At 57.8% G+C, this 24,302-nt stretch carries 22 protein-coding genes and 1 tRNA gene; 13 read left to right on the forward strand and 10 right to left on the reverse strand.

Annotation, left to right across the window (positions count from 1 at the left end; all coding sequences use genetic code 11):
- Positions 1–2 precede the first annotated feature (2 nt).
- Positions 3–341 (forward strand): DUF7855 family protein, encoded by a 339-nt coding sequence (locus JXQ78_RS00245; RefSeq protein WP_330631465.1) that lies wholly within the window; start codon positions 3–5, stop codon positions 339–341.
- A complete protein-coding gene (locus JXQ78_RS00250) occupies positions 338–1,150 on the forward strand; it encodes a DUF7856 family protein (RefSeq protein WP_330631466.1) in 813 nt (270 codons plus the stop codon). Before JXQ78_RS00245 ends, JXQ78_RS00250 begins: the two co-directional genes overlap by 4 nt.
- On the opposite strand, the gene JXQ78_RS00255 is transcribed toward JXQ78_RS00250, so the two are convergent.
- The gene (locus JXQ78_RS00255; RefSeq protein ID WP_330631467.1) at positions 1,141–2,016 is read right to left on the reverse strand and encodes a transcription initiation factor IIB; all 876 of its coding nucleotides are present in this window, start codon (positions 2,014–2,016) and stop codon (positions 1,141–1,143) included. The genes JXQ78_RS00250 and JXQ78_RS00255 overlap by 10 nt on opposite strands.
- A 173-nt stretch (positions 2,017–2,189) precedes the next feature.
- Here JXQ78_RS00255 and JXQ78_RS00260 point away from each other — a divergent pair, with 173 nt between their 5' ends.
- Complete coding sequence (locus JXQ78_RS00260; protein WP_330631468.1) at positions 2,190–2,708, forward strand: DUF7858 family protein; 519 nt, start codon at positions 2,190–2,192, stop codon at positions 2,706–2,708.
- Positions 2,709–2,734: 26 nt separating this feature from the next.
- Here JXQ78_RS00260 and JXQ78_RS00265 read toward each other — a convergent pair whose 3' ends face one another.
- Positions 2,735–3,397, reverse strand: a complete 663-nt coding sequence (locus JXQ78_RS00265; RefSeq protein ID WP_330631469.1) for an AAA family ATPase — start codon at positions 3,395–3,397, stop codon at positions 2,735–2,737.
- Positions 3,398–3,499: 102 nt separating this feature from the next.
- Here JXQ78_RS00265 and mutS point away from each other — a divergent pair, with 102 nt between their 5' ends.
- The gene (gene mutS, locus JXQ78_RS00270; RefSeq protein WP_330631470.1) at positions 3,500–6,130 is read left to right on the forward strand and encodes a DNA mismatch repair protein MutS; all 2,631 of its coding nucleotides are present in this window, start codon (positions 3,500–3,502) and stop codon (positions 6,128–6,130) included.
- A gap of 5 nt (positions 6,131–6,135) precedes the next feature.
- Here the strand turns inward: mutS and JXQ78_RS00275 are convergent, their stop codons facing one another.
- The gene (locus JXQ78_RS00275; protein WP_330631471.1) at positions 6,136–7,320 is read right to left on the reverse strand and encodes an ABC transporter substrate-binding protein; all 1,185 of its coding nucleotides are present in this window, start codon (positions 7,318–7,320) and stop codon (positions 6,136–6,138) included.
- 178 nt (positions 7,321–7,498) lie between these two features.
- Here JXQ78_RS00275 and mutL point away from each other — a divergent pair, with 178 nt between their 5' ends.
- On the forward strand, positions 7,499–9,475 hold the full coding sequence (gene mutL, locus JXQ78_RS00280; RefSeq protein WP_330631472.1) for a DNA mismatch repair endonuclease MutL: 1,977 nt from the start codon (positions 7,499–7,501) through the stop codon (positions 9,473–9,475).
- Between the two features lie 6 nt (positions 9,476–9,481).
- Here mutL and JXQ78_RS00285 read toward each other — a convergent pair whose 3' ends face one another.
- Both JXQ78_RS00285 and JXQ78_RS00290 read right to left on the reverse strand, forming a co-directional pair.
- Positions 9,482–10,240, reverse strand: a complete 759-nt coding sequence (locus JXQ78_RS00285) for an SDR family NAD(P)-dependent oxidoreductase (protein ID WP_330631473.1) — start codon at positions 10,238–10,240, stop codon at positions 9,482–9,484.
- A 65-nt stretch (positions 10,241–10,305) separates the two neighbouring features.
- Positions 10,306–11,670 carry a hemolysin family protein gene (locus tag JXQ78_RS00290; RefSeq protein ID WP_330631474.1) on the reverse strand — a complete coding sequence of 455 codons (1,365 nt, stop codon included), beginning with the start codon at positions 11,668–11,670 and terminating at the stop codon, positions 10,306–10,308.
- Positions 11,671–12,202: 532 nt separating this feature from the next.
- Here JXQ78_RS00290 and JXQ78_RS00295 point away from each other — a divergent pair.
- The 4 genes from JXQ78_RS00295 to JXQ78_RS00310 are packed head-to-tail and all read left to right on the forward strand — an operon-like array spanning position 12,203 to position 14,940.
- Entirely contained in the window at positions 12,203–12,334 is a 132-nt protein-coding gene (locus JXQ78_RS00295; RefSeq protein ID WP_330631475.1) for a hypothetical protein, read from the forward strand.
- A 42-nt stretch (positions 12,335–12,376) separates the two neighbouring features.
- Positions 12,377–13,117: a hypothetical protein gene (locus JXQ78_RS00300; RefSeq protein ID WP_330631476.1), complete on the forward strand. Its 741-nt coding sequence runs from the start codon at positions 12,377–12,379 to the stop codon at positions 13,115–13,117.
- Entirely contained in the window at positions 13,114–14,274 is a 1,161-nt protein-coding gene (tatC, locus tag JXQ78_RS00305) for a twin-arginine translocase subunit TatC (RefSeq protein ID WP_330631477.1), read from the forward strand. Before JXQ78_RS00300 ends, tatC begins: the two co-directional genes overlap by 4 nt.
- A 48-nt stretch (positions 14,275–14,322) precedes the next feature.
- Positions 14,323–14,940, forward strand: coding sequence for a histidine phosphatase family protein (locus JXQ78_RS00310; RefSeq protein WP_330631478.1), 618 nt, complete (start codon positions 14,323–14,325; stop codon positions 14,938–14,940).
- A 7-nt stretch (positions 14,941–14,947) separates the two neighbouring features.
- On the opposite strand, the gene JXQ78_RS00315 is transcribed toward JXQ78_RS00310, so the two are convergent.
- The 3 genes from JXQ78_RS00315 to larE are packed head-to-tail and all read right to left on the reverse strand — an operon-like array spanning position 14,948 to position 17,292.
- Positions 14,948–16,006 carry a S66 family peptidase gene (locus JXQ78_RS00315; protein WP_330631479.1) on the reverse strand — a complete coding sequence of 353 codons (1,059 nt, stop codon included), beginning with the start codon at positions 16,004–16,006 and terminating at the stop codon, positions 14,948–14,950.
- A 53-nt stretch (positions 16,007–16,059) separates the two neighbouring features.
- A complete protein-coding gene (locus JXQ78_RS00320; RefSeq protein ID WP_330631480.1) occupies positions 16,060–16,383 on the reverse strand; it encodes a tRNA-binding protein in 324 nt (107 codons plus the stop codon).
- Positions 16,384–16,431: 48 nt separating this feature from the next.
- Entirely contained in the window at positions 16,432–17,292 is an 861-nt protein-coding gene (gene larE, locus JXQ78_RS00325) for an ATP-dependent sacrificial sulfur transferase LarE (RefSeq protein ID WP_330631481.1), read from the reverse strand.
- 98 nt (positions 17,293–17,390) lie between these two features.
- Between larE and JXQ78_RS00330 the strand changes: the two genes are divergently transcribed.
- Positions 17,391–19,403 carry a MutS-related protein gene (locus JXQ78_RS00330; RefSeq protein WP_330631482.1) on the forward strand — a complete coding sequence of 671 codons (2,013 nt, stop codon included), beginning with the start codon at positions 17,391–17,393 and terminating at the stop codon, positions 19,401–19,403.
- Between the two features lie 62 nt (positions 19,404–19,465).
- Positions 19,466–20,773 (forward strand): sodium-dependent transporter, encoded by a 1,308-nt coding sequence (locus JXQ78_RS00335; RefSeq protein WP_330631483.1) that lies wholly within the window; start codon positions 19,466–19,468, stop codon positions 20,771–20,773.
- Between the two features lie 2 nt (positions 20,774–20,775).
- Here JXQ78_RS00335 and JXQ78_RS00340 read toward each other — a convergent pair whose 3' ends face one another.
- Positions 20,776–21,438, reverse strand: coding sequence for a CAP domain-containing protein (locus tag JXQ78_RS00340; protein WP_330631484.1), 663 nt, complete (start codon positions 21,436–21,438; stop codon positions 20,776–20,778).
- Between the two features lie 90 nt (positions 21,439–21,528).
- A complete protein-coding gene (gene dgoD, locus JXQ78_RS00345; RefSeq protein WP_330631485.1) occupies positions 21,529–22,680 on the reverse strand; it encodes a galactonate dehydratase in 1,152 nt (383 codons plus the stop codon).
- A gap of 110 nt (positions 22,681–22,790) precedes the next feature.
- On the opposite strand from dgoD, the gene JXQ78_RS00350 reads away from it, so the two are divergent.
- Together JXQ78_RS00350 and JXQ78_RS00355 are read left to right on the forward strand one after the other, a co-directional pair.
- On the forward strand, positions 22,791–23,912 hold the full coding sequence (locus tag JXQ78_RS00350) for an ORC1-type DNA replication protein (protein WP_330631486.1): 1,122 nt from the start codon (positions 22,791–22,793) through the stop codon (positions 23,910–23,912).
- Between the two features lie 93 nt (positions 23,913–24,005).
- Positions 24,006–24,078, forward strand: a tRNA-Thr gene (locus JXQ78_RS00355).
- The last annotated feature ends 224 nt before the right edge of the window (positions 24,079–24,302 follow it).

Consider the following 24,302-nt stretch of genomic DNA (forward strand, 5'->3'; position numbering starts at 1 on the left):
ATATGCTCCTGCTGGTGACCTACTCTCGGTCGGCTCGTCAGAGTCTCAGGAACGTTCGTCGATCGCATGAGGACGTGATCGTTCGGTGGTTTGGACGAGCAGCACTGTTTGTGCCGACCGAGTTCGGAGCGTTTCAGTGTCTCCGCCTTCGATCGAAACATCCGGAGACGGTACAGATCGAGCGCACTGAACCGTTTAACGAGTTCACAGCGGTCTCTCCCGCGGTTCGCACGGCGGTAACAGCCTATGTCAATCGAGAGCATCCAGCCACACCGTATCGGGCGTTCGCGTCTGGAACCGAGCATCCATCGATCGAAGAGATGGCCAATCAGCCGCTGTGAGAGTTCGGATCGGATCGTCGGTCTGGTTGGGCCCCGCGGTCGATCTACGAGCCGCGGAGCTGGCAGTTTCTGGCCAACAGGTGGCAAAGGCAGTCCACAGATCGGAGGCCATTGGAGAGATTTCCGTTCAATGCACACCACCGGATGCGTTTGGCCGCGAACTCATACACATTCATTCCGACCGTTCGATCTCGAAATCCCGGTTGCTCGCACTGGCCGCGAGATCCAGAGGGCTTCGTGCACCCCAGGATGAACAGCGCCTTGAGATTGAACGACAGTTGCGAGAGGAACCTCCAAGATCGGTCGATACCGCCCCACTGCGTGAACGGATCGCGACGCTGGGAGAAGAGATTACAGAACTCCGCGAACGAGTGATGCGATTACAGGGAGCGCTATCGGCGATGCGTACGGGCGATAGTGAGGACGAACAACGCGTTCGATCGACGCTTTCTGAGACCGTTCGCCGACTGAGCGAGCTCGAAACAGAACGTGAAGCTGTCAGACAACAGCTCGAGCAAGCACGGACCACGAATCGACGACGACGGGACGAACACGACGAGCGATTGCGACTGGAAGATAACGCTGCGAACCTGCGGCGTGCGGCGAACGAATGGCTCACGTCACGGATGTCTGGAGCGTACGCGCGTGCCCTGCACACGGCACCGGACGTTGCGTCTCGAACGGTTCGGGTTGCCCTCGCGATTGTCCGGGTTGGAGAGTGTGCCTCTCCTGTCGTTATTGAGGCGGACGCGTTCGATTCGTCCATGGCGGCGAGAAACTGGTTGGACACGCCGGTTATTCAGCTCTGATTCTGAAGGTCCTGGAGGTCATAATAGTTTGCCCGGATCGTAACGGTCGAAACGCCCCCAACGGCCGCAGCCTGATCCTGCGTGATCCGCTCGTGTGACTCGCGTGCCACTACATAGAGGCTAGCCACTGCAACTCCACTCGGATTGCGCCCACAGAGTTCGCCGCTGTCGATTGCAGTTTCGAGGAGTGTACTCGCCCGGGACTCGATCGTTGTCGAGAGACCCAGTTCTGTGGCATATCGCGGGAGATACTCTCGCGGGTCGATCGGTCCGGTTTGTAAACCAAGTTCCCTGTTGAGCGCCGTGTACGCGGCTTTGAGCTCATCCTTGGTGGCTCTGGCAGCTCCGATGATCTCATCAAGCGTCCGTGAGATCTCCGTGGTTCGGCAGGTAGCGTACAGACACGCCGCCGCAAAGCCCTCCAGGGTTCGACCGCGTATCAATCGCGCAGATTGGGCCGATTCGAATAACACACACGCACGATCCCTGATGTCTTTTGGAAGCCCGAGCGATCCGGTCAGCCGTCGGATTTCGGTGAACGCATACACCTGATTGCGCTGGGCTTTCGAGGAAAATTTCGCCCGGCTGTGTTCGCGACGCAATCTCGCGAATCGTCGCCGCTTACGACCGGTGAGACGCAACGAATAGCCAATCTCCGTGGAAAGCCCGCGATCGTGACGGGATCGAGTCAGCGGAGCACCGGTTCGAACCGAATCGGAGTTGTCTTCGAACGAGCGCCATTCAGGTCCGCGATCGATCCGATCCTCACCGAGGATCAAACCACACTGTTCGCAAACATGTTCGATTCCATCCTGTCGAACACGACTATCACACTCCGGACAGGCAGATACGCCTATTGTTACCATCACATATGAAAGAACGTCGCAATCGGTAATGAACGATGACTGATCTAGAACTGATCGCTAGTCAATTACACCGGATAACCTACCGGTTATTGGTGGGTTCATCAGGTGTGTCCGATCGACAAGATCGTAATATACAGCAAAACTATAAGTAGAAATAATGCAATTTATTAGCTGTGGGTCTCTCTGAAATCGCGTCCGGAATTACCATCACGACAGAACAGAGGACACGGTCGGTCGCCACCATTGATGTAACAAATTCATCATTGTATGAGCGAATAGCTCCGTTCGATGAGTCACTCCCGTGCTCGGTATCTGCAGCCGTTACGCTGGTGGAGACCTACGCGGCAGGAAACAGTGTTGGTGATAGTTCGCGCGAGGCTGGGCTGGTTCCGATTCGCGGCGCAAAAACCCTTCACCTACTTGGTGAGCCGATCACCGTGGTTTCACCGACTGAGCGTCGGGTGATCGAATCCTGGATCGACGCTGAAATTCTTCGTACAGAAGCGATGGCGTTAATCGATGTCACGCCCGCGGAGTTTTCGCTCGCCGTGTTCATCGCAACACACGATCCACTTCCTGGGATACGGGAGGCACTCGAACCAGTGTTGACACCAAAGTCAGTGACTGACGCCACAGTGACAAAACGTGATTCGCTCGCCGAAACGATGAGTGGACCGACCGATCTTCAGTGAACGAATACGGAACCATCGACCGACACCTACAGCTCGAGGGAAAACAGCTCACGGGCGATCATGGCGATTTCTGTCGCGTACGGGCTTGTCTCGGCATCTGCAGTTGGCGTCACTGCCGGATCGGTCTCTGTGGGTGGCCCGACACACAATGTGTCATCCGTGTGCTCACCAGTCACAACTACACGCGGATCGGTGACGCCGAGATCGGCCAACCGTTCGATCGCTCGGAGTCGACTGGCCGGTCGTCCAGCCGGTGTCACGACGAGAACCTGCTCTGCCGTCGTAACCGCAGCGATTGCCTGGTTCGCCCCAACCGGTGGACAGTCAACGAGCACAACGTCGCTCTCGCTGGTTGCCGATTCGATCAGCTCACCAAACCGCCGGGCGTTTGTGGGGGCTTTCGCCTGCGCGAGCCGATCGAACGGTCCGAACGCAGGACAGACCGAAAGCGTTCCTGCAGCCGTATCGATCTCGATGAGCCCTTCAGGAAGGGTAGCTTCATCACAGGACACTGCCATCATATCCGGCCCAATCGATCCCGAAACGTGATCGGCGAGTCCCTGCGTGGTGTATGCACCGTCCAAGATAATAACCGACAGCTCAGCACGGGTGAGCGTCGCGCCCAGTTCGAGTGTGGTTCGCGTCGTTCCCACACCACCGGCAGCACCAACCAGGGCAAGCGAGTCCATGGTCCTGGCTTGGCTTCGTGACTTTAGAAAAATGTTTGGGTCACTGTTTCGGTGAAATCTCAACCCATAGCGTTTTACCGGATGGCGCGCCACCGGACTCGTATGACTGCGGAGGGAATCGTCGGTGAGTATCTCGCCCTGAAACGGGAGACCGACGCTGATCTGCTAGCAATGCAGATGGGAGATTTCTACGAATTCTTTCACGAGGACGCCCGGACGGTTGGTAGAGAGCTCGATTTGAAGGTGTCACAACGATCGAGTGGTGGCAAAACGTATGATATGGCCGGCGTCCCCGTTGATGATCTGACGCCGTATCTCCGCGCGCTGGTCGAACGCGGCTATCGGGTTGCGGTGGCCGAACAGTACGAAACCGACGGCGGACACGCGCGGTCGATTGAGCGGGTGGTGACCCCCGGGACGTTGCTCACACCAACGACTGACGAGGCCCAGTATCTCGCCACAATCACCAGCGACGAATCCGATTCCTCCACCCAGTACGGGCTGGCATTTCTCGACAGCACGACGGGACAGTTCCACGTCACTGCGGTGATGGGTGAAGATGCAGTTCTCACGGAGCTGTATCGGTTTACACCCACAGAGATCCTTCCGGGACCCACGGTCCGGTCGGCGGACGAACTGTTAACGCGCATCGATGAGCGCATCGAAACCAACGTGACGCTGTTCGACACGGAGTCGTTCGCCGATGGACGCGCCACCCACGCCGTTCGCGAGCAGTTCGGCGAAATCGAGTCGACCATCGATATCGATGCTGCCTGTGCCATCCGGGCGGCGGGGGCTGCGCTGGTCTACGTCGAAGAAACTGGTACGGCCGTTCTTGGGGCAATTACTCGCCTTCGATCGTACGCGGCCGACGATCACGTCTCGATGGACGAGACGACCCAGCGGAATCTCGAGCTCGTCGAAACGATGACTGGCTCCGGTCGGTCGGTTGCAGATACGATCGATCACACCGTGACCAGCGCTGGCGGCCGGCTGTTAGGTGCCTGGCTTACGAGACCACGCCAGTCTCGTGGCGAGATCGAACGCCGGCAGGCTGCCATCACGGCGCTCTGTGAGTCTGCGCTCGTTCGTGAAGAGATTCGAGAGACCCTTGCCGTGGTGTCGGATCTGGAGCGGATCGCCAGCCGAGCCGTCTCTGGCTCGATCGGTCCGCACGGGTTGGTTCGGACGCGTCGCACGCTCGAATCGTTGCCAACGATCATCGATCGTGTTCGATCGACCGAGCGCCTCGCAGAATCGCCACTCGGTGCGCTTATGGATCATCTACAGGCACCGGCGCTCAAAGCGGTACGCGAAACGCTCGCGGCGGGATTGACTGATGATCCACCCAAAACGCTCACGCAGGGCGGCGTGATACGCCCGGGATTCGACGATGAGCTCGACGAGCTATGTGAACAGCTCAGCCAGGCCACCGAGTGGATTGACACCCTTGCCGAGCGTGAACAAGAACGCCACGGCATTAGTCGGCTCTCGGTCGATCGGAACAAGACCGACGGCTACTACATCCAGGTCGGAAAGTCAGAGCGAGATAGCGTTCCCGACGAGTATGAGGGAATTAAAACACTAAAAAACGCAGAGCGCTACGAGACTGACGCGCTTCGCGAGCACGAACGGACGATTCTCAGGCTCGAAGAACGACGCGGCGAACTCGAAGCACAGCTCTTTGAATCGCTTCGAGAGACCGTCGCTGACAGCGCGGGTGTACTCCAGACGGCGGGCAAAGCGCTCGCGGAGATTGATCTGCTCGCCGGGCTGGCACAGCACGCCGTTCGCAACGACTGGGTCAAACCAACGATCACCGAACCTGGCCCGATCGACATCGAGGCTGGTCGCCATCCAGTGGTCGAAAACGAGACCGAATTCGTGCCCAACGACCTGTCGATGACCGAAGACTGGCGGTTTCTGGTCGTGACTGGACCGAACATGAGCGGTAAATCGACGTATATGCGCCAGACAGCACTGATCGTGTTGCTGGCACAAATCGGCAGTTACGTCCCGGCACGATCGGCGACGATCGGACTTGTCGATGGGATCTTCACCAGGGTGGGAGCACTGGATGAGCTCGCACAGGGTCGCTCAACGTTCATGGTGGAGATGCAAGAGCTCTCGAACATTCTCCACTCGGCGACGAGCGACTCGCTCGTCATTCTCGATGAGGTCGGGCGAGGAACCGCAACGTACGATGGTATTTCTATTGCGTGGGCAACGACGGAGTATTTACACAATGAGATCCGAGCGAAGACTCTGTTTGCGACTCACTACCATGAGCTCACCGAACTCGCCGACCGGCTCCCCGGCGTTCACAACGTCCACATGGCAGCAGATGAACACGATGGGGATGTGACGTTCCTGTGGACGATCGAGGATGGTCCCGCTGATCGGTCCTACGGCGTCCACGTCGCCGAGCTTGCGAGCGTTCCCGAACCCGTCGTGGATCGCTCTCGGAGCGTGCTTGAGCGACTCCGCGCCGATAAGGCCATCGACGTTCGTGGTGCACAGAACGGCGACGGTGACACTCAACAGGTCGTGTTCGATCTCGGTTCTGGACAGTTCAAACGCGGTGCCGTCGACGATGCTCGGGCTGAAAACGGACACGACCCGGCTGTTGAGACGGTCGTATCCGAGCTCGAATCGGTTGATCTCGAGTCACAGTCTCCGATCGATCTCCTTGCGGACGTACAGCGGTGGCAGAATCAACTCGTCGATCGATAGACCGATCAGTGCTCTCCAGTGATGATCTGGGCAACCGTCGTCCGGTCGAACAGCCGTTCGCCATCAGGAATTGTCGGATACGGCTCGCCATCCGTGTAGGATGGCCACGCACCGAACTGCTCGGGATACAGCTGTTTGGCCGTCATTTCCAGCTGGAAGAGATTCATGATCGGCCCCTGATAGCGCATTCCCTGTGCGTAGATCCGTTCGTTCTGGACGGCCTGTAGCTTCTTGGCAACTGGATGTGACGAGAGCGTTGCTTTCGTCTCTTTGGTTGAGTAGTTTGGTGTCATCCCCCAGAGATGGAGGATGACGTCGGGGTCGGCTTCTGCCATCGCCTCATAGCCAACGGTTCCCCACAGCCCGCTTTCCCATTCCGTGTCTGCAAACGCATCGGTTGCTGCGAGCGGTCGCGTATCGGCGAGCCAGTAGCCTGGCCTGTTCAGGTGGTAGGTGTAGAAGTTTCCGTCACCGAGTGTGGCTCGAACCGCCGTCGGTCGCTCGGCTTTCGGCGGGAGGCGGTCCTCGATCGTCGAAATTAGTCCATCATATTCTTCTTTAAGTGCGGTGAATCGATCGTGTCTCCCCACGAGCTGTGAGACGGCCTCGAACAGCTCCCAGAGCGTGTAGTACTGGTAGTCCTCTCCGTATTCTGTGGGTGGTGTGGCGTGCGTTCCGCTGTAGAAGTTTCCGAAAAACGGCCCAACCGTCTCGGTGAGCTCGGAAATATCGGATTGTGACCAGCCCTTCTGGGTGGTAAGCCACGCCGGATCGACGAAGTGAACGTCGCTGTCGAGTTCTAGCAGTTGCTCTTTTGCGACCCCATCAGTCAGTGGATTCGTCAACGATTCCCACTCGAAAGAGACACCCTCAAGCTGGGAGTAGTAGTGATTCATCGTCGTTCCGGACATCTTCGGAACGTACACCGAGTTCACGGTGTCACCGAGACCAAGCGCAACGGCCATATCGGCGTACTGCGGATAGATCGTGAAGATATCCTCGGGAACACCAGAGAGTGACACGTCGCCAGCTGGCGACAGTGTTGCGGTCATTGAGGACGCCGATGTTGTCGTCGGGTTGTCTCCTGATTTGTCCCCACTCGATTGGTTCAAACAGCCAGCTACTGATGCACTCACGAGAACGCCTGCTCCTTTGAGAACGCTTCGTCTTGATGGGTAGCCCCCCTCCATATCCAGAAAGGAGCTCCAGGAGAAGTAAAGCCCTCTGAATTTTTGGCGAGCCTAAAAGAATGGGGCCTATCCCACAGGTCGTCGTGAGAACACTGGATTGATGGCGATCTGGCTGTTGAGACGGAGTAATGACTGGATTCGATCTGCGGTGTGTGTCGTCCGGCAGGGGGACTGAGCGATGACAGATCCAATTGTCGCACTTGACGACCAGACCGTCGATCGGATTGCTGCCGGAGAGGTTGTCGAGCGACCCGCATCGGTTGTCAAGGAGCTCCTAGAGAACAGTCTCGATGCGGACAGTTCTCGGATCACCGTGGCGGTCGAGGCAGGGGGAACGGAGTCGATTCGCGTGAGTGATGACGGCGTCGGCATGGACCGAGAGAACCTTCGTCGGTCGGTTGAAAAGCACACGACGAGCAAGATATCGGGACTTGAGGATCTGGAGGGAGGACTCCAGAGTCTTGGATTTCGTGGGGAGGCACTTCATGCGATCGGAGCGGTCGCTCGCGTTACGATCACGAGTAAACCACGTGGCGGGAGTCGTGGGTCGTCGTTGACGATCGACGGAGGCGAGCGCACCACGATCGAATCTGCCGGCTGTCCGGAGGGGACGACCGTGTCGGTCTCCGATCTGTTTTACAACGTTCCTGCTCGCCGAAAGTATCTCAAACAGGAGCCGACTGAGTTCGACCACATTCAACGGATCGTCACCGGATACGCCCTCGCCAATCCCGATGTGGCTATCACGCTCGAACACAACGGTCGCGAGCGATTCACCACGAGCGGTCGTGGTGAGCTTCGGTCGACAGTCCTGGCAGTGTACGGCCGTGACGTTGCGAGCGCGATGCTTCCGGTTGAAGCTGCGGGCGATAGCCTTCCAGAGGGGCCACTCGACTCGGTCACTGGACTGGTAAGCCACCCCGAAACGACTCGCGCGAGTCGGTCGTACTGTCTTGCCTTTGTCAACGGACGATATATCACCGCTCAATCCGTTCGAGAGGCGATTATCGATGCGTATGGCTCACAGCTGGCGGCCGATAGGTATCCGTTCGCGGTCGTGTCTGTCGCTGTCGATCCCGCCACCGTTGACGTGAATGTCCATCCAAGAAAACTGGCCGTGCGGTTCACCGACGAGCCAGCCGTTCAAAAACAGGTTTCGTCGGCCGTCGAATCGGCGTTGCTCGCAGAGGGTGTGCTCAGAACGCGTGCTCCTCGGGGGCAGTCGGCACCAGAGCAGGCGACGATCGAACCAGAAACCACAGCGGATTCCGAGCAGGATATCGAACAGTCACAATCCACTGCTTCGAGTACGGTCTCATCTACCGCCTCCGATTCCAGCCAGGACACCACTTCGACGGACTCCAGCCCAGCACCCCAGCAGGACGGAGAATCGCGTGGCCAACCTGGCCGGATACGAGCACCGACGACGCAGCTCGAACTCGACAGCGCACAGCAGAGAGACGAAAACGAAGCGTCCGAACCACTGAACGACGATCCAGTGGAATCATCCCCGTCGTCTAACACCGCCAACCCATCACCGAGCTCGTTCGATCCGACGCAGCTGCCCTCAATGAAGATCCTCGGTCAGCTGGATGATACCTATGTCGTGGGCACAACGGACAATGGATTGATTCTCATCGACCAACACGCTGCCGACGAGCGGATCAACTACGAGCATCTCCAGGACGAGTTCTCGGGTGAGACGGCGGTCCAGACGCTCGCCGAACCAGTCACCGTCGAGCTGACGGCTCGTGAGGCAACGCTGTTTGATCGGTATCGTGACGCACTCGCACAGGTTGGCTTTCACACCGACGGTGCAAACGATCGAACTGTCGTCGTCAACTCCGTTCCGGCACTGGTCGCTGACGCAGGCGGTCCCGAACTCGTTCGGGAGGTCCTTGGAGAGTTCGCGACAGAACACACGCCCACGACCGTCGAGACGATCGTCGATGCGTTGCTCGCAGATCTGGCCTGCTATCCGTCGATCACGGCGAACGAATCGCTCACGGACGGGAGCATTCTGGAACTTCTGTCTGCACTTGATGCGTGTGAGAATCCCTATGCCTGTCCTCACGGACGACCGGTGCTGATCGAAATTGATGAAAATGAAATTGAAACTCGGTTCGAGCGGGATTACCCCGGTCATCAGGGATGACTGTGGCTACGAGATCGAGTAGCCACCATCAACCCGAACCGCGTTGCCAGTCATATACGACGACTCCTCGCTTGCAAGAAATCGAATTACTGTCGCGACTTCCGACGCTTCGCCGAGTCTGCCAAGCGGATAGAGCTGTTCGTGAATCTGTCGTGCGCGGTCGGGATCATCACTCTCATCGAAGTATTCTGCCCCGACACCGGTGTCGATGAACCCGGGACAGATCGCATTGGCTCGAACGCCGGCGCGACCGGCTTCGGCTGCAACGGCGCGCGTAAAGCTCACCACTGCGCCTTTCGAAAGTGAGTACACCGCTTGTTTTGGGAGTCCAACGATTGCAGCCAGCGACGACACATTGACGATCGAACCCGAACCCTGCTCTTTCATGATCGGCAGTGCTGCCCGCGTTCCGTTCCACACCCCCCTGATGTTGACGTCCATTACTCGGTCACGATCTGCAAGCGGGACGGCCTCGGTAACTGCTGCATCGTGACCGATTCCCGCGTTGTTCACGATCGCATCAAGGCCGTATTCGTCAGCTGTCGCCGAGACGAGAGCAGAAAACTGCTCTGGATCTGTCACATCGAGCTCGTGAGAAACGGCATCATAGCCATCTGCGGTGAGTTCATCGGCGACCGACTGTGCTGCGTCGCCATCGATGTCAGTTACAATGACACGAGCACCGGCATTGGCACACGTTCTTGCCGTTTCACTGCCAATTCCGCCGCCGCCACCGGTGAGAAAGACTGTTTTATTCTCCAACATCTGTGACCATATAGAAGGATGGTCGGTTCGGGCAAAACCGTTCGGGTGACCGTCCCAAAGTGGTTTCACTCTATCGGATCGTTCGAGGTGGTGTCAGTCTCCGACTCGTCTGTACCGTCGATTCTGGTCGCGATGACGGTCGAGATTCGCGTCCCATCGATTTCATCGACGGTCAGGACAAAATCGTTGACTGTGATTCGATCTGCCGGTTCTGGGGCACGACCCAGTCGGTCAAGGACGAGCCCGCCGGTCGTCTCGAAGGTTTCGCTCTCGAATTCAGTTTCGAGCGTTTCGTTTAGCTGCTGGATCGGAACGCGTCCATCGATGACGTAGGCACCGTCGGGTCGCTGATTGATGGATGGCTCAGTTTCATCGGTGTCGAACTCGTCGCGGATGTCTCCAACGATCCGTTCGATAATGTCCTCGACAGTGACGATCCCTTCGAACGAGCCCCATTCGTCGAAGACGACTGCCATCTGGATCTCACGATCTTGAAGGTCAGAGAGCAGTTCGTCGATCGGTCGGTTCTCCGGAACGGTCAACACGTCGCGTGCGAGCGAGGCGGCGGTTATCGTGGAGGGATCATTTCGCGTCGACGCCCTGAGCATATCCTCGATGTGCACGGATCCGAGCACGGTTTCGCCGTTGTCATCGGCCATTACGGGATAGCTGGTGTGATTCTGCTCTGCCGTGGCACACAATAGCGTATCGAGTGACATCGAGCCTGCAACGGTTTCTACATCCGGTCGAGGCACCATGATCTCGCGAGCAAGCGTATCGTTCAGTTCAAAGACGCCCTCGATCATCGCCTCTTCATCGGGCTCAAGCAGGCCCTGTCGGCGTGATTGTGAGACCAGCGCGCGGATGTCCTCTTCGGTGTGCGTGTCTTCGGTTTCAGAAGCCGGTGGATAGCCGAGCATTCGGGTGAATGCGTTGGCTGTGCCGTTGAAGAATATCACACCCGGCATGAATAGATAGTAAAAAACCCGCATTGGCGGTGCGACGAAAAAGGAGATTCGCTCTGCATCCTGGATCGAGAACGTCTTTGGTGCCAGTTCACCGAACGTGACGTGGAGAAATGTGATGATGCCAAATCCTATTGCCTGGGCGATCAAATGCGAGGTACCCGTTGGAACGCCCTGTTCGAGGACTGGACCGAGCAGATCTGCAACAGCTGGTTCACCCAGCCAGCCGAGGCCAAGCGACGATATCGTAATCCCCAACTGACAAACGGCGAGATAGTCGTCCAGGTTATTGATGGCGTTCATGACGGTGGTTGCGCCAGCTTTGCCCGCCTTAACACGGGCACGGATCCGATTCGGTCGGACGCGGACGAATGCAAATTCAGCAGCAACGAACAGGGCGTTGAGACCGACAAGGACGAGTGCAAAGAGCAACCGTAGCACCGAGACAAAAACTGGTTCGGCCATCGTTACGTGAAGATGGAAATTGTGGGTGGTAATCGAGGACCAGCGCAGTGGACAGAAGTAAATAGAGTGGTTGCAGAATTCATTGAACGTTCTTTCAAACGTCGCCGTTGCATCCCAATGAAGCTACCGAGAGTCATCATTCGGATGTTGTGATTGACAGAGCAATCTGTGGGTGGTCATTCGTTTTCCGTACGAAGGTTTCGCTGGGGTGTCAGTAGGTGAGAAGGCTTACAATCGAGGGGGTACGATTGTACCGTAATGGGTGGAGAGGACGGTCGGAGATCCCGCGATAGATCCACGGAACGGTCCGATTCGTGGGGGGAGCGATCCGATGAAGAGGAGTCGGATCCGGAACGATTTGTATTTGCTGCGGGCTCAGAGGAGGATTCGGAGAACGGTTTTTTCGACGAGCCCGATTCGGACCGACAGCGGTCGCGACCATCTTCCTCGAGTATCCAACCGGATGAGGACACTCCGGGATTCGACGTGCCCGAGGATCCGTCCACATCGGCTCCATCGAACGATTTTACGAATGAATTCGAGCCCGCTTCGTCGTCGGCCGACAGATCGGCTACAGACCGATCGCGGTCGAGAACGTCGGAGTGGACGACTGACCGTTCGGATGGCTCCTCACGTGATGTTTCTCGGCCATCAGGGTCGATAACTGATCGGGGAACCGATCGTTCGGGTTCATCGGCCGGCGACAGTGGATTTGGATCTGGTACTGACCGATCGGACGATCGTTCGGGTTCATCAGCCGGCGGCAGTGGATTTGGATCTGGTACTGACCGATCGGACGATCGTTCGGGTTCATCAGCCGGCGGCAGTGGATTTGGATCTGGTACTGATCGATCGGACGATCGTTCGGGTTCATCAGCCGGCGGCGGTGGATTTGGATCGAGTTCTGACCGATCGGACGATCGTTCGGGTTCATCAGCCGGCGGCAGTGGATTTGGATCGAGTACTGACCGATCGGACGATCGCTCGGGTTCATCAGCCGGCGGCGGTGGATTTGGATCTGATACTGACCGATCGGACGATCGCTCGGGTTCATCAGCCGGCGGCGGTGGATTTGGATCGAGTTCTGACCGATCGGACGATCGTTCGGGTTCATCAGCCGGCGGCGGTGGATTTGGATCGAGTTCTGACCGATCGGACGATCGTTCGGGGTCATCGGCCGGCGGCGGTGGATTTGGATCTGGAACTGATCGATCGGACGATCGTTCGGGGTCATTGGCCGGCGGCAGTGGATTTGGATCTGGAACTGATCGATCGGACGATCGTTCGGGGTCATTGGCCGGCGGCGGTGGATTTGGATCTGGAACTGACCGATCGGACGATCGTTCGGGTTCATCAGCCGGCGGCAGTGGATTTGGATCTGGAACTGACCGATCGGACGATCGTTCGGGTTCTGACAGGGGGGAAGGCTATAGCATGGACGACATGAGTCCAGCTACAAGCCCCACAGCACGCTCGTCGGATTCCGGGTCGAGCACCGACTGGGGAAGTGAAGACAGAACCTCAGACCCATCGGACTCGGAGTGGGTTGCAGACGAAGATTCCAGCCCAGAGCCCCCTTCGGAATCGGAGCCATCAGATTCCGATGACCACGATCGACCGGAGCCTGTTTCGGATGTTCCCTGGAAACAGCGGGGATCAGGAAACCGCCAGTCCGACAGCGATGATGACGACCCCGAGGACGAACCTTCTGCCGAGCCGGAGTCGACAGCGTCCACCGCTACTACACCCACCCCAACGCCGAATTCGACTGGGAACGACGAATCAGCGCTTTCGGACGATCCGCGTCTGGAAGACGACGACATTGGTCCCGCACCCCCAGTTGCAGACGACGATGAGGATTCGCTGGTACTGAGTGGTCCAACAGAAGACCAGGAAATGCCGCTGAGTGCCCACATCGAGGAGATGGTCCGACGGCTGCTCATCGTCGTCGTGGTAATGGCCCTCGTCAGTGCAGCCACGTTCCCGTACGCGAACGGCCTCATCAACTTCATCTGGGACTCCATCCTTGCGGCCGGAACGAGTGACCAGGTCAAACCTCGCGTGTTCCATCCGCTGTCGCTCGTGATGGCACGACTGAAGGTCGCAACGCTTGCTGGTCTCGTGATCGCCCTGCCAGTGTTTGTTTACGAGACGTATCTGTTCATGCGTCCGGGGCTCTACCCGCGTGAACGGCGCTACTACATCGCCGCAATTCCGACCAGCCTCGTGCTCGCATCGGCTGGTGTGGCGTTCGCGTTCTATCTCGTCCTGCCACTGTTGTTTATTTACTTCCTGAACTACACGGAACAAACCGCCGACATCGCATTTGGACTCCAGGAGACGTTCGGCCTGATGTTGCTGTTGATGGGATTTTTCGCAATCATCTTCCAGATTCCGCTGTTCATCATGCTCGCCGTCATGATGGGCGTGACGAGCCGAACGTGGCTCACGGACCGACGCCTCTACTTCTGGGGTGCCTTCCTGGGGATTGCGTTCATCACCAACCCCGATCCGACAGGGATGGTTCCGATCATTGTGGCGCTCTCGATGGTGGTGTTGTTCGAGGGCACGCTGCTCTTGCTCAAGTGGACCGAGCGAGACTAATCGGACAGTCGAAATACAATTGGGCCACCGGCTCCGCTAGTCCGATCAATGGCGACCGTCCTTTTGCTCAGACACGGCCGAACGGCGTGGAACGCGAATCGTCAGCTCCAGGGGTGGGCTCCAGTGCAACTCGACGATCGTGGCCGAGAACAGGCACGCAATGTGGGAACGTTTCTCGCATCGACAGACAGATACGCTGTCGATCGGATCGTCCACTCTGATCTTGCCCGAACGCAAGAAACGACAGCACTCATCACTGCATCGCTCAGTGTGCCCACACGCGCCGACAGCGCGTTTCGAGAGCGAGACATGGGTGTCTACCAGGGCCTCTCCTACGACGATGTGGACGAGCGATTTCCAGCGTTTGCGCTCGGCAGATCCGGCGTGGACGCTGCCGATCGAACACCCGAAAGCGGCGAAAGCTACCGAGCGCTCCAATCGAGGGTCCGTGAGGGATGGAACGATCTCCTGGCGTCGCTCGATCCAGAAGAGTGTGTTCTTCTCGTCAGCCACGGCGGCCCGATCAAAACGATTCTGGGTGAGATTCAATCGCAGCCACTGGAGAACGCCCTCGTTGAAGGCTCACCACGGAACTGTGCACTCTGTGAAATCGCGGTCGAATCCGAGCCAACGATCGTTCGACGTGACGTGCGTCCCTGGGAGTGATCGACGGTCACGACGGCGATTCAACGGTGATCGTCTCTTCGACCGGATCAACCGTCACTGGCGCACCGATTGGTAGCGGCGCGACAGGTGTGGTGTGACCCCAGTCTAGTCCACAGACCACTGGTGCCGATGGATTGTATCGCTCGATCTCCTCAATGATCGCGGTGCGGACCTGTCGGCGATACGCTCGTTGCTGGGCGGCTGGGGGCTGTTTGAGAAAGCTCTGGCCTGGGATGCGCCCGACGATAACGCCGGCAAATCGCTCTAAGAGGCCACGCTCACCCATCGAGAGCAGCGTCGCCCTGACGGTCGTGGGCGAGGGAAGGTCCTCGGCAGTTTCGAGTGCCAATATGGCACCGTCGATCGTCTCTGGCTCTGGAACGCAGCGATCAGCAGCGAGCCGCCATTTGACGATCGATTGATTGCCACCCCAGAGTGGGCCTGACACGCGCTTGTTAGCGCCTGCCCACTGCCAGCCGTCGTTCGAACGGTAGGCGGGAGACGTTTCTAGCGCGGCGGGATCCTCCCAGTCAGCGGGCTCGTCGGTCCATCTCGTACTGGGCGCTATCGTCCCGAGCGAGGAGTCAAATACAGCCCGACGACAGTATTGTTCGGTGTACGCTGGTAGTTCACCGGGAACGGCGATCTCATTGAGCAGCTGCCCGCCAGTAAACGAGATCACACCCGCCGCAAACAGTTCGAGCGAGAGATTCGTGTTGTCGCTCATCCCGAAAAACCGCGTCGGGTTGGCAGCCAACAGCCCGTGGTCGAGATGCGCACAGATCCGGAGCTGGTCCCACCCGCCAATAGTTGCGAAGACAGCGCTGATCTCCGGATCGCTGAATGCAGCGTGAATATCCGCCGCCCGTGCGCGTGGATTTCTCGAGAGAAATTCAGTTCCCTGTCGAGCGGTCGGGAAGACAACCGGCTCCAGCGAAAAGACGGTTTTGAGGCGCTCAAGCGCCAGTTCGAACACGTGTGGATGTTCGTGTGCGCCACCACTCGATGGAGCAACGACGGCAACTCGATCGCCGGGTGCTACCGCTGGCGGAAGCTGCATTTCCATGCCATCTTCTGAGAACGGTGACTGGAAATAATTTCGTGAACTGTGCTATCTATTCAGAACAACGTTGCGCCCGCTGTGACGGTACTGTCCGGTCTGAGGAGAATTACCTCGCCGTTATCATCGGGCACGCCAACGGTCAACACCTCCGAGGTGAATCCAGCGATCGTGATGGGGTCGAGATTGGTGGCACACAACAGCTGTGTCCCAACCAACGATTGCGGGTCGTACTGATGGCCGAGTTGGGCAGCCGACTGGACGGTTTCGTCGCCGATATCGATCCAGAGTTTCATCATCGCCTCCTTGTTCGTCTCCGGAAATGGCTCTGCGCGCGTCACATCACCGACTTGCAATCGAACGTCGAATGGAGAATCCACCATTACTGCAAACGGAGCTGCAGGCTCGCACAAAACCGTTCCGGTATCGGTTCATTCACCAGTGGGATACTCCGCGTCGAAGACGTTCTCGACGACCGGTTCGCTGTCAGTAGCTGGACTGACGCTGCCGGTTTGATACCCCTCGAGATCGAGCGTCACGTGCTCGAAACCAAGCTCGGTGAGTTTCTCGCGTGCGGCCGCGATGAACGACGGATCGAGTGCATCTTCGAGTTCGTCTGGGCCAACTTCGATGCGAGCCAGTCCATCGTGATCACGAACGCGAAACTGCTCGAATCCCCAGTTGCGAACGAGCGATTCCGCACGTTCGATCCGCGAAAGCTTGGATTCGGTCACTTCGATTCCAGTCGGAATTCGCGAGGAAAGACACGCCATAGCGGGCTTATCTGCAACAGAGAGACCATACTCCTTGGCGATAGATCGCACGTCTGCTTTGTCGATGTCGTGGTCGAGCAGCGGTGAGTACACCTCAAGCTCGGCTACGGCACGCAATCCCGGTCGGTGACCCTCACCGGGATCGGAGGCGTTCGTCCCATCACAGACCGTCTCAATGCCCAGTTCGCGAGCGGTTTCGTACATCTTCGAGAGCCGCATCGTTCGGCAGTGATAACACCGTTCGTCGTCGTTTTCGACGAACGCCGGATTGTCGAGCTCGGAGAACTCGACGATCTCGTGGCGAATACCGATCTCCTCGGCGACGGCGATCGCGTCTGCGAGCTCTTCGCGAGGAAGCGTCTCGCTCTTTGCGGTGCACGCTACCGCCTTGTCTCCGAGCGCATCGTCGGCAAGCGCAGCGACGACGCTCGAATCCACGCCGCCAGAGAAGGCAACGAGCACGCTGTCCCGACTCGCGAGCGACTCACGAGCCGCGGCGACTGTTTCCGCAGAGTGCATAGTTTGCCAACGGTTTCACGGTCAAAAAGACCGTTGCCCTCGCCGGTCCGTGTCGGCGAGCGGTGCAGTTTTCCCTTTCGCTGACGAGAACCCTACCAATGGAACTGGAGTCCGTTCCGGGGATTGGCGAGCGAACCGCCGAACAGCTCGCAACGCTCGATGACCCTGAGCGAGCACTCCGAACCGGTGACGTGTTGACGATTGCCTCGGCACCAGCGATTTCGGAGGGACGAGCAGCCCGTCTGGCACGGAATGCGATTCGCCAGCAACACGACGATACCGATCCCTGCCTTCGAACCGAACGGGCACAGTCACTGTACGATGGGGCGCTGGAACTCCTCCAGGAGGGCGCGGTGACCGAATATGCCACCAGACGACTCGAAACCATCTATCCAAGCTGTTCACGAACACGAATCGAGGAAGTGCGATCGTTCGTAACCCAGGCGATCGATCGCGACCCGGATCCGGCCGTTCGATCAGCACTCGAGTCCGTCGCACCGCTGTCACAGCCGGCCAATGTGACGGTCAGAGACCGCTGTCTGGCGACTGCATCGCCTGAAAAACACGCCAAAGCCAGCAAAAACGTTCCCGAACTCTCGATTGAACGAGTCGAGGACACACGTGAACTTTCTGATCTCGCCAGGGGCTACTCGACGGTGATCGCGCTCGATGAGTCATTTGCTGGACTGGATCTCCCAGACGGCGTTCGTGTAGAGCCAGACGCCATCGAACGAATCGAGACCGTCGTTCCCGAACGGTTGCTGGTGCTGTTTGGAACGAATCAGGAGCGTATCCGCGCGGCGATGGCCGTTCACGAGCGTGCCGGTCTCGATCGACCCTGCTCGTTCGAGACGCTCAGGTCTGCACTCGACCGACTCGATGCAGAAGGTTCGATCGTCGGAGACGATCGGCTCACTGAGCTCACAGCTGCACTGGACGATCTTGAGGTGGTCGTCTCTCGGGCAGAGACGCTTGCCAACGAACGGCTCCGGGGCGTAATGGAAGACCGAGACGTGACGATCGAAGGTGCAGATCTGCTCTCACTTGCCGAACAGGGCGCGCGCGTTGAGCGCTTGCTCGAACGGGAACTGAACGACGCGTTTGAGGAGGCAATCGAGCTAGCACGATCGATACTCCGCGAGCATGTCCCACTCGAGACGGTCACCGACCAGACCGAGCGAGTGTTTCCGGACGATCCAACGTTCCCGGTTGCACGCAACGAGCGGGCGCTCTCACAGCTCATGACCGAACTGCGCGCCGCCAAAGTCCAACACGCCGCCGAGCAAAAAGCACAGCTAGCGTCCACGCTCCAGTCGTTCGTCGAGCCGGCAGAACTAATGATCGAACGAGCCCTCGACCTTGATGTCGAGCTTGCAATCGCCAGATTCTATGATCGATACGACTGCACGATGCCCGAGATCGTGTACGACGGCGACGGAGACGTTGGTGTGTCGATCGAAGCCGGTCGCTCTCCGCTACTCGATCTGCCGTACGAAGCCGTCGAATCGGTGTCGTATGCGGTAAGTGGCACTGCAATTCTCTCGGGAGTAAACAGTGGTGGGAAAACGTCGCTGCTTGATCTCGTTGGGCTCGTCGTAATCCTGGCACAGATGGGTCTCCCGGTACCCGCCAGTGCTGCACGCATCGAGCTGTTTGATGCGATATACTACCAGGAAAAGAGCCAGGGAACGCTCGATGCAGGCGCGTTCGAGGCGACGCTCCGATCATTTGGCGAACTGCTCGATGATGCTGGTACGCAGTTGGTGCTGGTCGATGAACTCGAGAGCATCACCGAACCGGGAGCAAGTGCAACCATCATCGCTGGCATCCTCGATGCCCTGAATGACAGAGCGGCTACCGGCGTGTTCGTCTCGCATCTCGCCGCCGAAATTCGAACAGCGTGCGAACAACCCGTACAGATCGATGGCATTCAGGCCAGAGGACTCGTCGATGGTGAACTCGAGGTAGATCGAACGCCGATCAAAGACACGATCGCTCGCTCTACACCCGAACTCATCGTCGAAAAGCTCGCAACTGATGAGCGTGCTCCGTCGAGGTCATTTTACACGTCATTGCTGAGCGCCTTCGACGATAACGGTGATCCCAAGTGAACTGTCCGGCGTGTCAGAACTGGCGATTATGTGGCCACCGAGTGTAGTGCTCCGACGACGCAATGGAACGAGAAACGTGGGTGTCACGCGATGGCTTCATTCTGGCGGCGATCGGAAGTGCCGTTGGTCTGGGAAATATCTGGCGCTTTCCCTGGTTGACGGCGGACAACGGGGGGAGCGCATTTCTGGTTGCATATCTCGTGGCCATCTTCGTCGTTGGCATTCCCGGGTTGATGGTCTCGTTCGTGATCGGTCGGCGTTCGAAGCGCAATCCCGTTGGTGCGTTTCGCACGCTCGCTGGAGGCACACACTGGAACATCCTCGGCGGACTCTGTCTGGTTACGTCGCTCGTTTTGCTTTCGTTTTACACGGTTGTTGGTGGTTGGGTGGTCCGGTACGTGCTCGAATCGATAACTGGTGGCTACTTCCACGATCCAGCGAGTCATTTTTCGGCAATTGCCTTTGGTATGCCTGCGTTTTTCTTCCAGCTCGTATTCCTGTTCATCACGGGCGCGATCGTCACCGTCGGCGTCCAGCGAGGAATCGAATCGACGACGCGGCTGTTGACGCCAGCAATTGTCGTGTTCCTGGGTGGTCTTGCAATCTGGACCTGGATCCGTGCACCAGCAAGCCCGGGATACGACTTCTATCTTGGATTCGATGGAACGTACTTCACCCAGAACTACCTCTCGGTGATTGGGGCCGCCTCGGGACAGGCGCTGTTTTCGCTCTCAATTGGCAGCGGAACAATGATCACCTACGCGTCGTATCTCGGCGAGGATCGGTCGTTGCTCGCCGACGGATCGATCATCGCGATCGTCAATCTCGGAATCGGACTGCTCGCTGGTCTCGTCGTCTTTCCGCTGTTGTTCACCGTCGTCGGAGAGCCAACCGGTGGCGGGCCCGGTGCGTTGTTCGTTAGCCTTGCGGGGGCGTTCGGAACCCTGCCGGGTGGCAGAATCATCGGCGTTGCGTTCTATCTCACCGTTTTCTTTGCGGCCCTATCTAGTGCAATTTCGATTCTAGAGATGCCCGTTGCCTATTTCGTTGACGAACACGGACTCTCTCGACCGACCGCAACCGCCGTGTTGACGGCACTGCTCGTCGTCACGGGCGGTGTCAACGCATTCAACGAATCGTTGTTCGACTTTGTCGCCGGACCGCTGGTGAGCCAGCTCCTTACGCTTGGCTTGCTTGGGTTCATGCTGTATGCGGCCTGGGTGCTCGGCGATGAGAGCACAGCGGAGTTCAAAGCCGGTGCCGGACCGCTCTCCGATCTTGTGGCAACCCCGTGGCGGCTCATCGTGGGAACGTTGTTGCCGCTGTTTCTGTTGCTCTCGATTCTCTCAACGCTCGCATCAATGGTGTGAACTCACCACTCGTTGCAAAACTCCTGTGAGGCGTACACCCGGTCGTTGGTGATGTACACTCCCACTCCCTCAACATCCCACCGAGCGGTGAGCAGATTCTTACGATGGCCGCTGGAGTTCATCCAGCCACGCGTGATTCGGTTGGCCACTTGCTCGGCGGTCGTCGCCCTCGGCGTCGTCACATATGCCAGATTCTCGCCGACCCCCTTACACCGTCTTGGAAACAGCGACCCAAACCTGTCGCTGGGACCGGCACCCTCCGGTGAGGTGTGATTAAAATACCCCCGAGTCGCCATATCGTAGCTGTGGCGCCGACCGATCGATTCGATTTCCTGGTCGTAGGCCACGCTACTACGATCGTGTCTGTCTCGTATCGTATTCGTCTGGGCGTGAATCTCCATGGCGATTTCCGAGGAATTCAGTGATCCATTCGCCGTCGATTCTCTGGGATCTTCCGTCGTAACCGAAGGAGTGTCATCGAGCGGAAACTCGAGCAACAGTGGAATGTCAGGAAGTGGTTCGGGTGTTTCGATCGCACCGATCTGTTCGGTGTCCACCGTGAGCAGTCCCAATGAAACCGCCACTGACAGGAGCAGATACACGACCAGAACGACGTACAGTACGCGAACGAACGTGCGTACACCCCGGCCGATCAATTCCCCCATGCTATGGTGGGTTCTCCGCCCACCGACTTTATTCCTCGCAGATTTAGTTGGATAATAATTGGGTCGTGAATGGGGTGTTCGAATCTGTATTTACCACTCGGCGATTGAGCCGTCTGGGTGTGTCCAGACCGGGTTGTGCCAGTCTACGGATTGTTCTGCTCGTTCGCAGACGGTCGATTCGTCGATGGAGATACCGAGCCCAGGTTTCTCGGGGAGTTCAATGTAGCCATCTTCGTACTCGAAGAGGCTTGGATCTGCCAGATAGTCCGTGACATCACTGTCAGTGTTGTAGTGGATGTTGAGACTCTGTTCTTGAATCAGTGCGTTCGGTGCAGTGATGTCAACCTGAACACAGGATGCGAGCGCAATCGGTCCGAGCGGACAGTGTGGTGCGATTGCAACGTCGTAGGCTTCGGCCATGGAGGCGATTTTGTGGACCTCGGTGATGCCCCCAGCGTGGCTGAGATCCGGCTGGAGCAGATCCACAACGCCGTCTTCGAGAATCGGCTTGAAATCCCATCGAGAAAACATCCGTTCGCCGGTGGCAATCGGCGCGGTGGTTGCGTTTGCGATCTGTTCGAGCGCTTCGTTGTGCTCTGCCAGGACGGGTTCCTCGATAAACATCGGATCGTACTGGTCCAGTTTGCTCGCTAGTTTTTTTGCCATGGGTTTTGCAACCCGTCCGTGGAAGTCAACGGCAACATCGATATCCGGACCGACGGCCTCGCGCACCTCGCGGAGACGATCCACCGCGCCATCGACGACAGCGGGGGTGTCGATGTGTCGAACTTCGCTGGTTGTGTTCATCTTCAGCGCGGTGAAACCGGCATCGACCATCTCCGCCGCGGCGTTGCCAACGTCTGTGGGTTTATCACCGCCAACCCACTGGTACACTCGAACGCGGTCTCGTGCCTTTCCCCCAAGGAGATCGTAAACGGGTGCTTCGTAGTATTTCCCTTTGATGTCCCAGAGTGCCTGATCGATTCCGGCGATGGCAGACATTAACACTGGTCCTCCACGATAGAATCCGCCGCGATACATGTGCTGCCAGTGTTTCTCGATGTGGCGTGGATCTTCTCCCAGAAGATACGTGTCCATGAGCTCCTCGACGGCGGTTCGGACCGTTTTGGCCCGTCCCTCAACTATCGGCTCGCCCCAGCCCACCAGTCCGGTATCAGTTTCCAGTTTCAAAAACAGCCAGCGGGGTGGCACTTCGAACAGCTCGTAATCGTTGATTTCCATTTGTTCGTACTTTGAACGACCGGTGATAACGATTCTGTTCGGTCCTCACAGCTCCACGACACCCCCTGCTCGCCACACTTATGTGCTCTCACGGGCGATATGAAAGTAGAATGTCGGACGAGGAGCTGTTGTCGTGGGACGAAACTGTGTTCCGGGACGAACACGTCTTCGAGATCGATTACGTCCCGGAGACGTTTCGTCATCGTGAGGAACAAACACGACAGTTACAGTATGCTCTCCGGCCAGCCGTTCGAGGCTCACGGCCGCTGAACGCCATGATACGGGGCCCATCGGGGACGGGAAAAACGACGGCGCTTCAGCTACTCGGCTCAGAGCTGCAAACCCGGTCGGGCGTTCGGATGGCACATGTTAATTGCCAGGTGGATGCAACGCGGTATGCTGTGTTTTCTCGGCTGTTCGAAACGATGTTCGAGTATCAACCACCCACGAGCGGCATCTCGTTCAAGAAGCTGTTCGGGCAGATCACCGATCGGCTGGTCGAAAACGACGAAGTGATGGTGGTCGTGCTCGATGATGTTAACTATCTGTTCTATGAAGACGAAGCGTCCGATACGCTGTATTCGCTTTTGCGCGCACACGAGGCACATTCGGGGGCGAAGATCGGCGTCATGTTGGTTTCCTCGGATCTTGATCTCGACGTGATCGACGAGCTAGACACGCGCGTCCAGAGCGTTTTCAGGCCTGAAGAGGTGTATTTTCCACGGTACGACGAGCCGGCGATCGTTGACATTTTACAAGAGCGCGTCGATCGTGGCTTTCGGTCGGGCGTAGCCGATGCGACGATTCTCGATCGGGTTGGGGAGCTGACGGCCGAGACGGGCGGCGATCTTCGGGTTGGAATCGATCTGTTGCGTCGGGCCGGATTGAACGCCGAGATGCGAGCGAGTCCGACGGTCGAACTGGAGGATGTCGAAAAAGCCTATGATAAGTCGAAATACGTCCATCTTTCGCGGCATCTCCGCGATCTCAGCGAGACCGAAACGGCGCTCGTGGCGGCGGTTACCGAACACAACGGCAAACGCGCTGGTGTGGTGTACGAATCGTTCGAAGCAAAAACCGGGCTGGGATACACTCGCTACTCCGAACTGGTGAACAAGCTGGACCAGCTCGGCATTATCGACGCCGAGTACACGACCGTCGAGGGACGCGGGCGATCACGAATGTTGACGCTCGCCTACGAGGAAGCTGCCGTCCGGGAACGCCTGGCGTGATTGCTGGCGTGTCAGTCAGTCACGAAACCGACTCACTCCGGAATCCTTATACTGCTGTTGGGTAGAGTAGTAACTGTCCCAGACGACGACTGGGCCAGTGTAGCTCAGCTGGCAGAGCGAATCCTTCGTAAGGATTAGGTCAAGGGTTCAAATCCCTTCACTGGCTCTATACTTTTCACTCGGATCTGCCAATATATGGTTAGTGCTCAACACAGGTGAGAGTCAACCGCAGCATTGTCGGTACGGAGCTCTTTGTGTGATGGATCACGTAGTCGTTGGCGATTACGGTGTTTGCTGAATCAAGAACGGACGGCGATCCATTACTGAAAATTACAGACTATCAACCCATAGAATAGACGCCATCAAGAGAATAACATCCATGGCCGTGCC

The sequence above is a fragment of the Halocatena halophila genome (assembly GCA_027563145.1).
Classification (GTDB): domain Archaea; phylum Halobacteriota; class Halobacteria; order Halobacteriales; family Haloarculaceae; genus Halocatena; species Halocatena halophila.

Coding starts and splice junctions, on each gene's coding strand:
- JXQ78_RS00245 (WP_330631465.1), top strand. CDS start 3: ATGCTCCTGCTGGTGACCTACTCTCGGTCGGCTCGTCAGAGTCTCAGG.
- JXQ78_RS00255 (WP_330631467.1), bottom strand. CDS start 2,016: ATGGTAACAATAGGCGTATCTGCCTGTCCGGAGTGTGATAGTCGTGTT.
- JXQ78_RS00265 (WP_330631469.1), bottom strand. CDS start 3,397: ATGGACTCGCTTGCCCTGGTTGGTGCTGCCGGTGGTGTGGGAACGACG.
- mutS (WP_330631470.1), top strand. CDS start 3,500: ATGACTGCGGAGGGAATCGTCGGTGAGTATCTCGCCCTGAAACGGGAG.
- JXQ78_RS00275 (WP_330631471.1), bottom strand. CDS start 7,320: ATGGAGGGGGGCTACCCATCAAGACGAAGCGTTCTCAAAGGAGCAGGC.
- mutL (WP_330631472.1), top strand. CDS start 7,499: ATGACAGATCCAATTGTCGCACTTGACGACCAGACCGTCGATCGGATT.
- JXQ78_RS00285 (WP_330631473.1), bottom strand. CDS start 10,240: ATGTTGGAGAATAAAACAGTCTTTCTCACCGGTGGCGGCGGCGGAATT.
- JXQ78_RS00290 (WP_330631474.1), bottom strand. CDS start 11,670: ATGGCCGAACCAGTTTTTGTCTCGGTGCTACGGTTGCTCTTTGCACTC.
- JXQ78_RS00295 (WP_330631475.1), top strand. CDS start 12,203: ATGAATTCGAGCCCGCTTCGTCGTCGGCCGACAGATCGGCTACAGACC.
- tatC (WP_330631477.1), top strand. CDS start 13,114: ATGAGTCCAGCTACAAGCCCCACAGCACGCTCGTCGGATTCCGGGTCG.
- JXQ78_RS00310 (WP_330631478.1), top strand. CDS start 14,323: ATGGCGACCGTCCTTTTGCTCAGACACGGCCGAACGGCGTGGAACGCG.
- JXQ78_RS00315 (WP_330631479.1), bottom strand. CDS start 16,006: ATGGAAATGCAGCTTCCGCCAGCGGTAGCACCCGGCGATCGAGTTGCC.
- JXQ78_RS00320 (WP_330631480.1), bottom strand. CDS start 16,383: ATGGTGGATTCTCCATTCGACGTTCGATTGCAAGTCGGTGATGTGACG.
- larE (WP_330631481.1), bottom strand. CDS start 17,292: ATGCACTCTGCGGAAACAGTCGCCGCGGCTCGTGAGTCGCTCGCGAGT.
- JXQ78_RS00330 (WP_330631482.1), top strand. CDS start 17,391: ATGGAACTGGAGTCCGTTCCGGGGATTGGCGAGCGAACCGCCGAACAG.
- JXQ78_RS00335 (WP_330631483.1), top strand. CDS start 19,466: ATGGAACGAGAAACGTGGGTGTCACGCGATGGCTTCATTCTGGCGGCG.
- JXQ78_RS00340 (WP_330631484.1), bottom strand. CDS start 21,438: ATGGGGGAATTGATCGGCCGGGGTGTACGCACGTTCGTTCGCGTACTG.
- dgoD (WP_330631485.1), bottom strand. CDS start 22,680: ATGGAAATCAACGATTACGAGCTGTTCGAAGTGCCACCCCGCTGGCTG.
- JXQ78_RS00350 (WP_330631486.1), top strand. CDS start 22,791: ATGTCGGACGAGGAGCTGTTGTCGTGGGACGAAACTGTGTTCCGGGAC.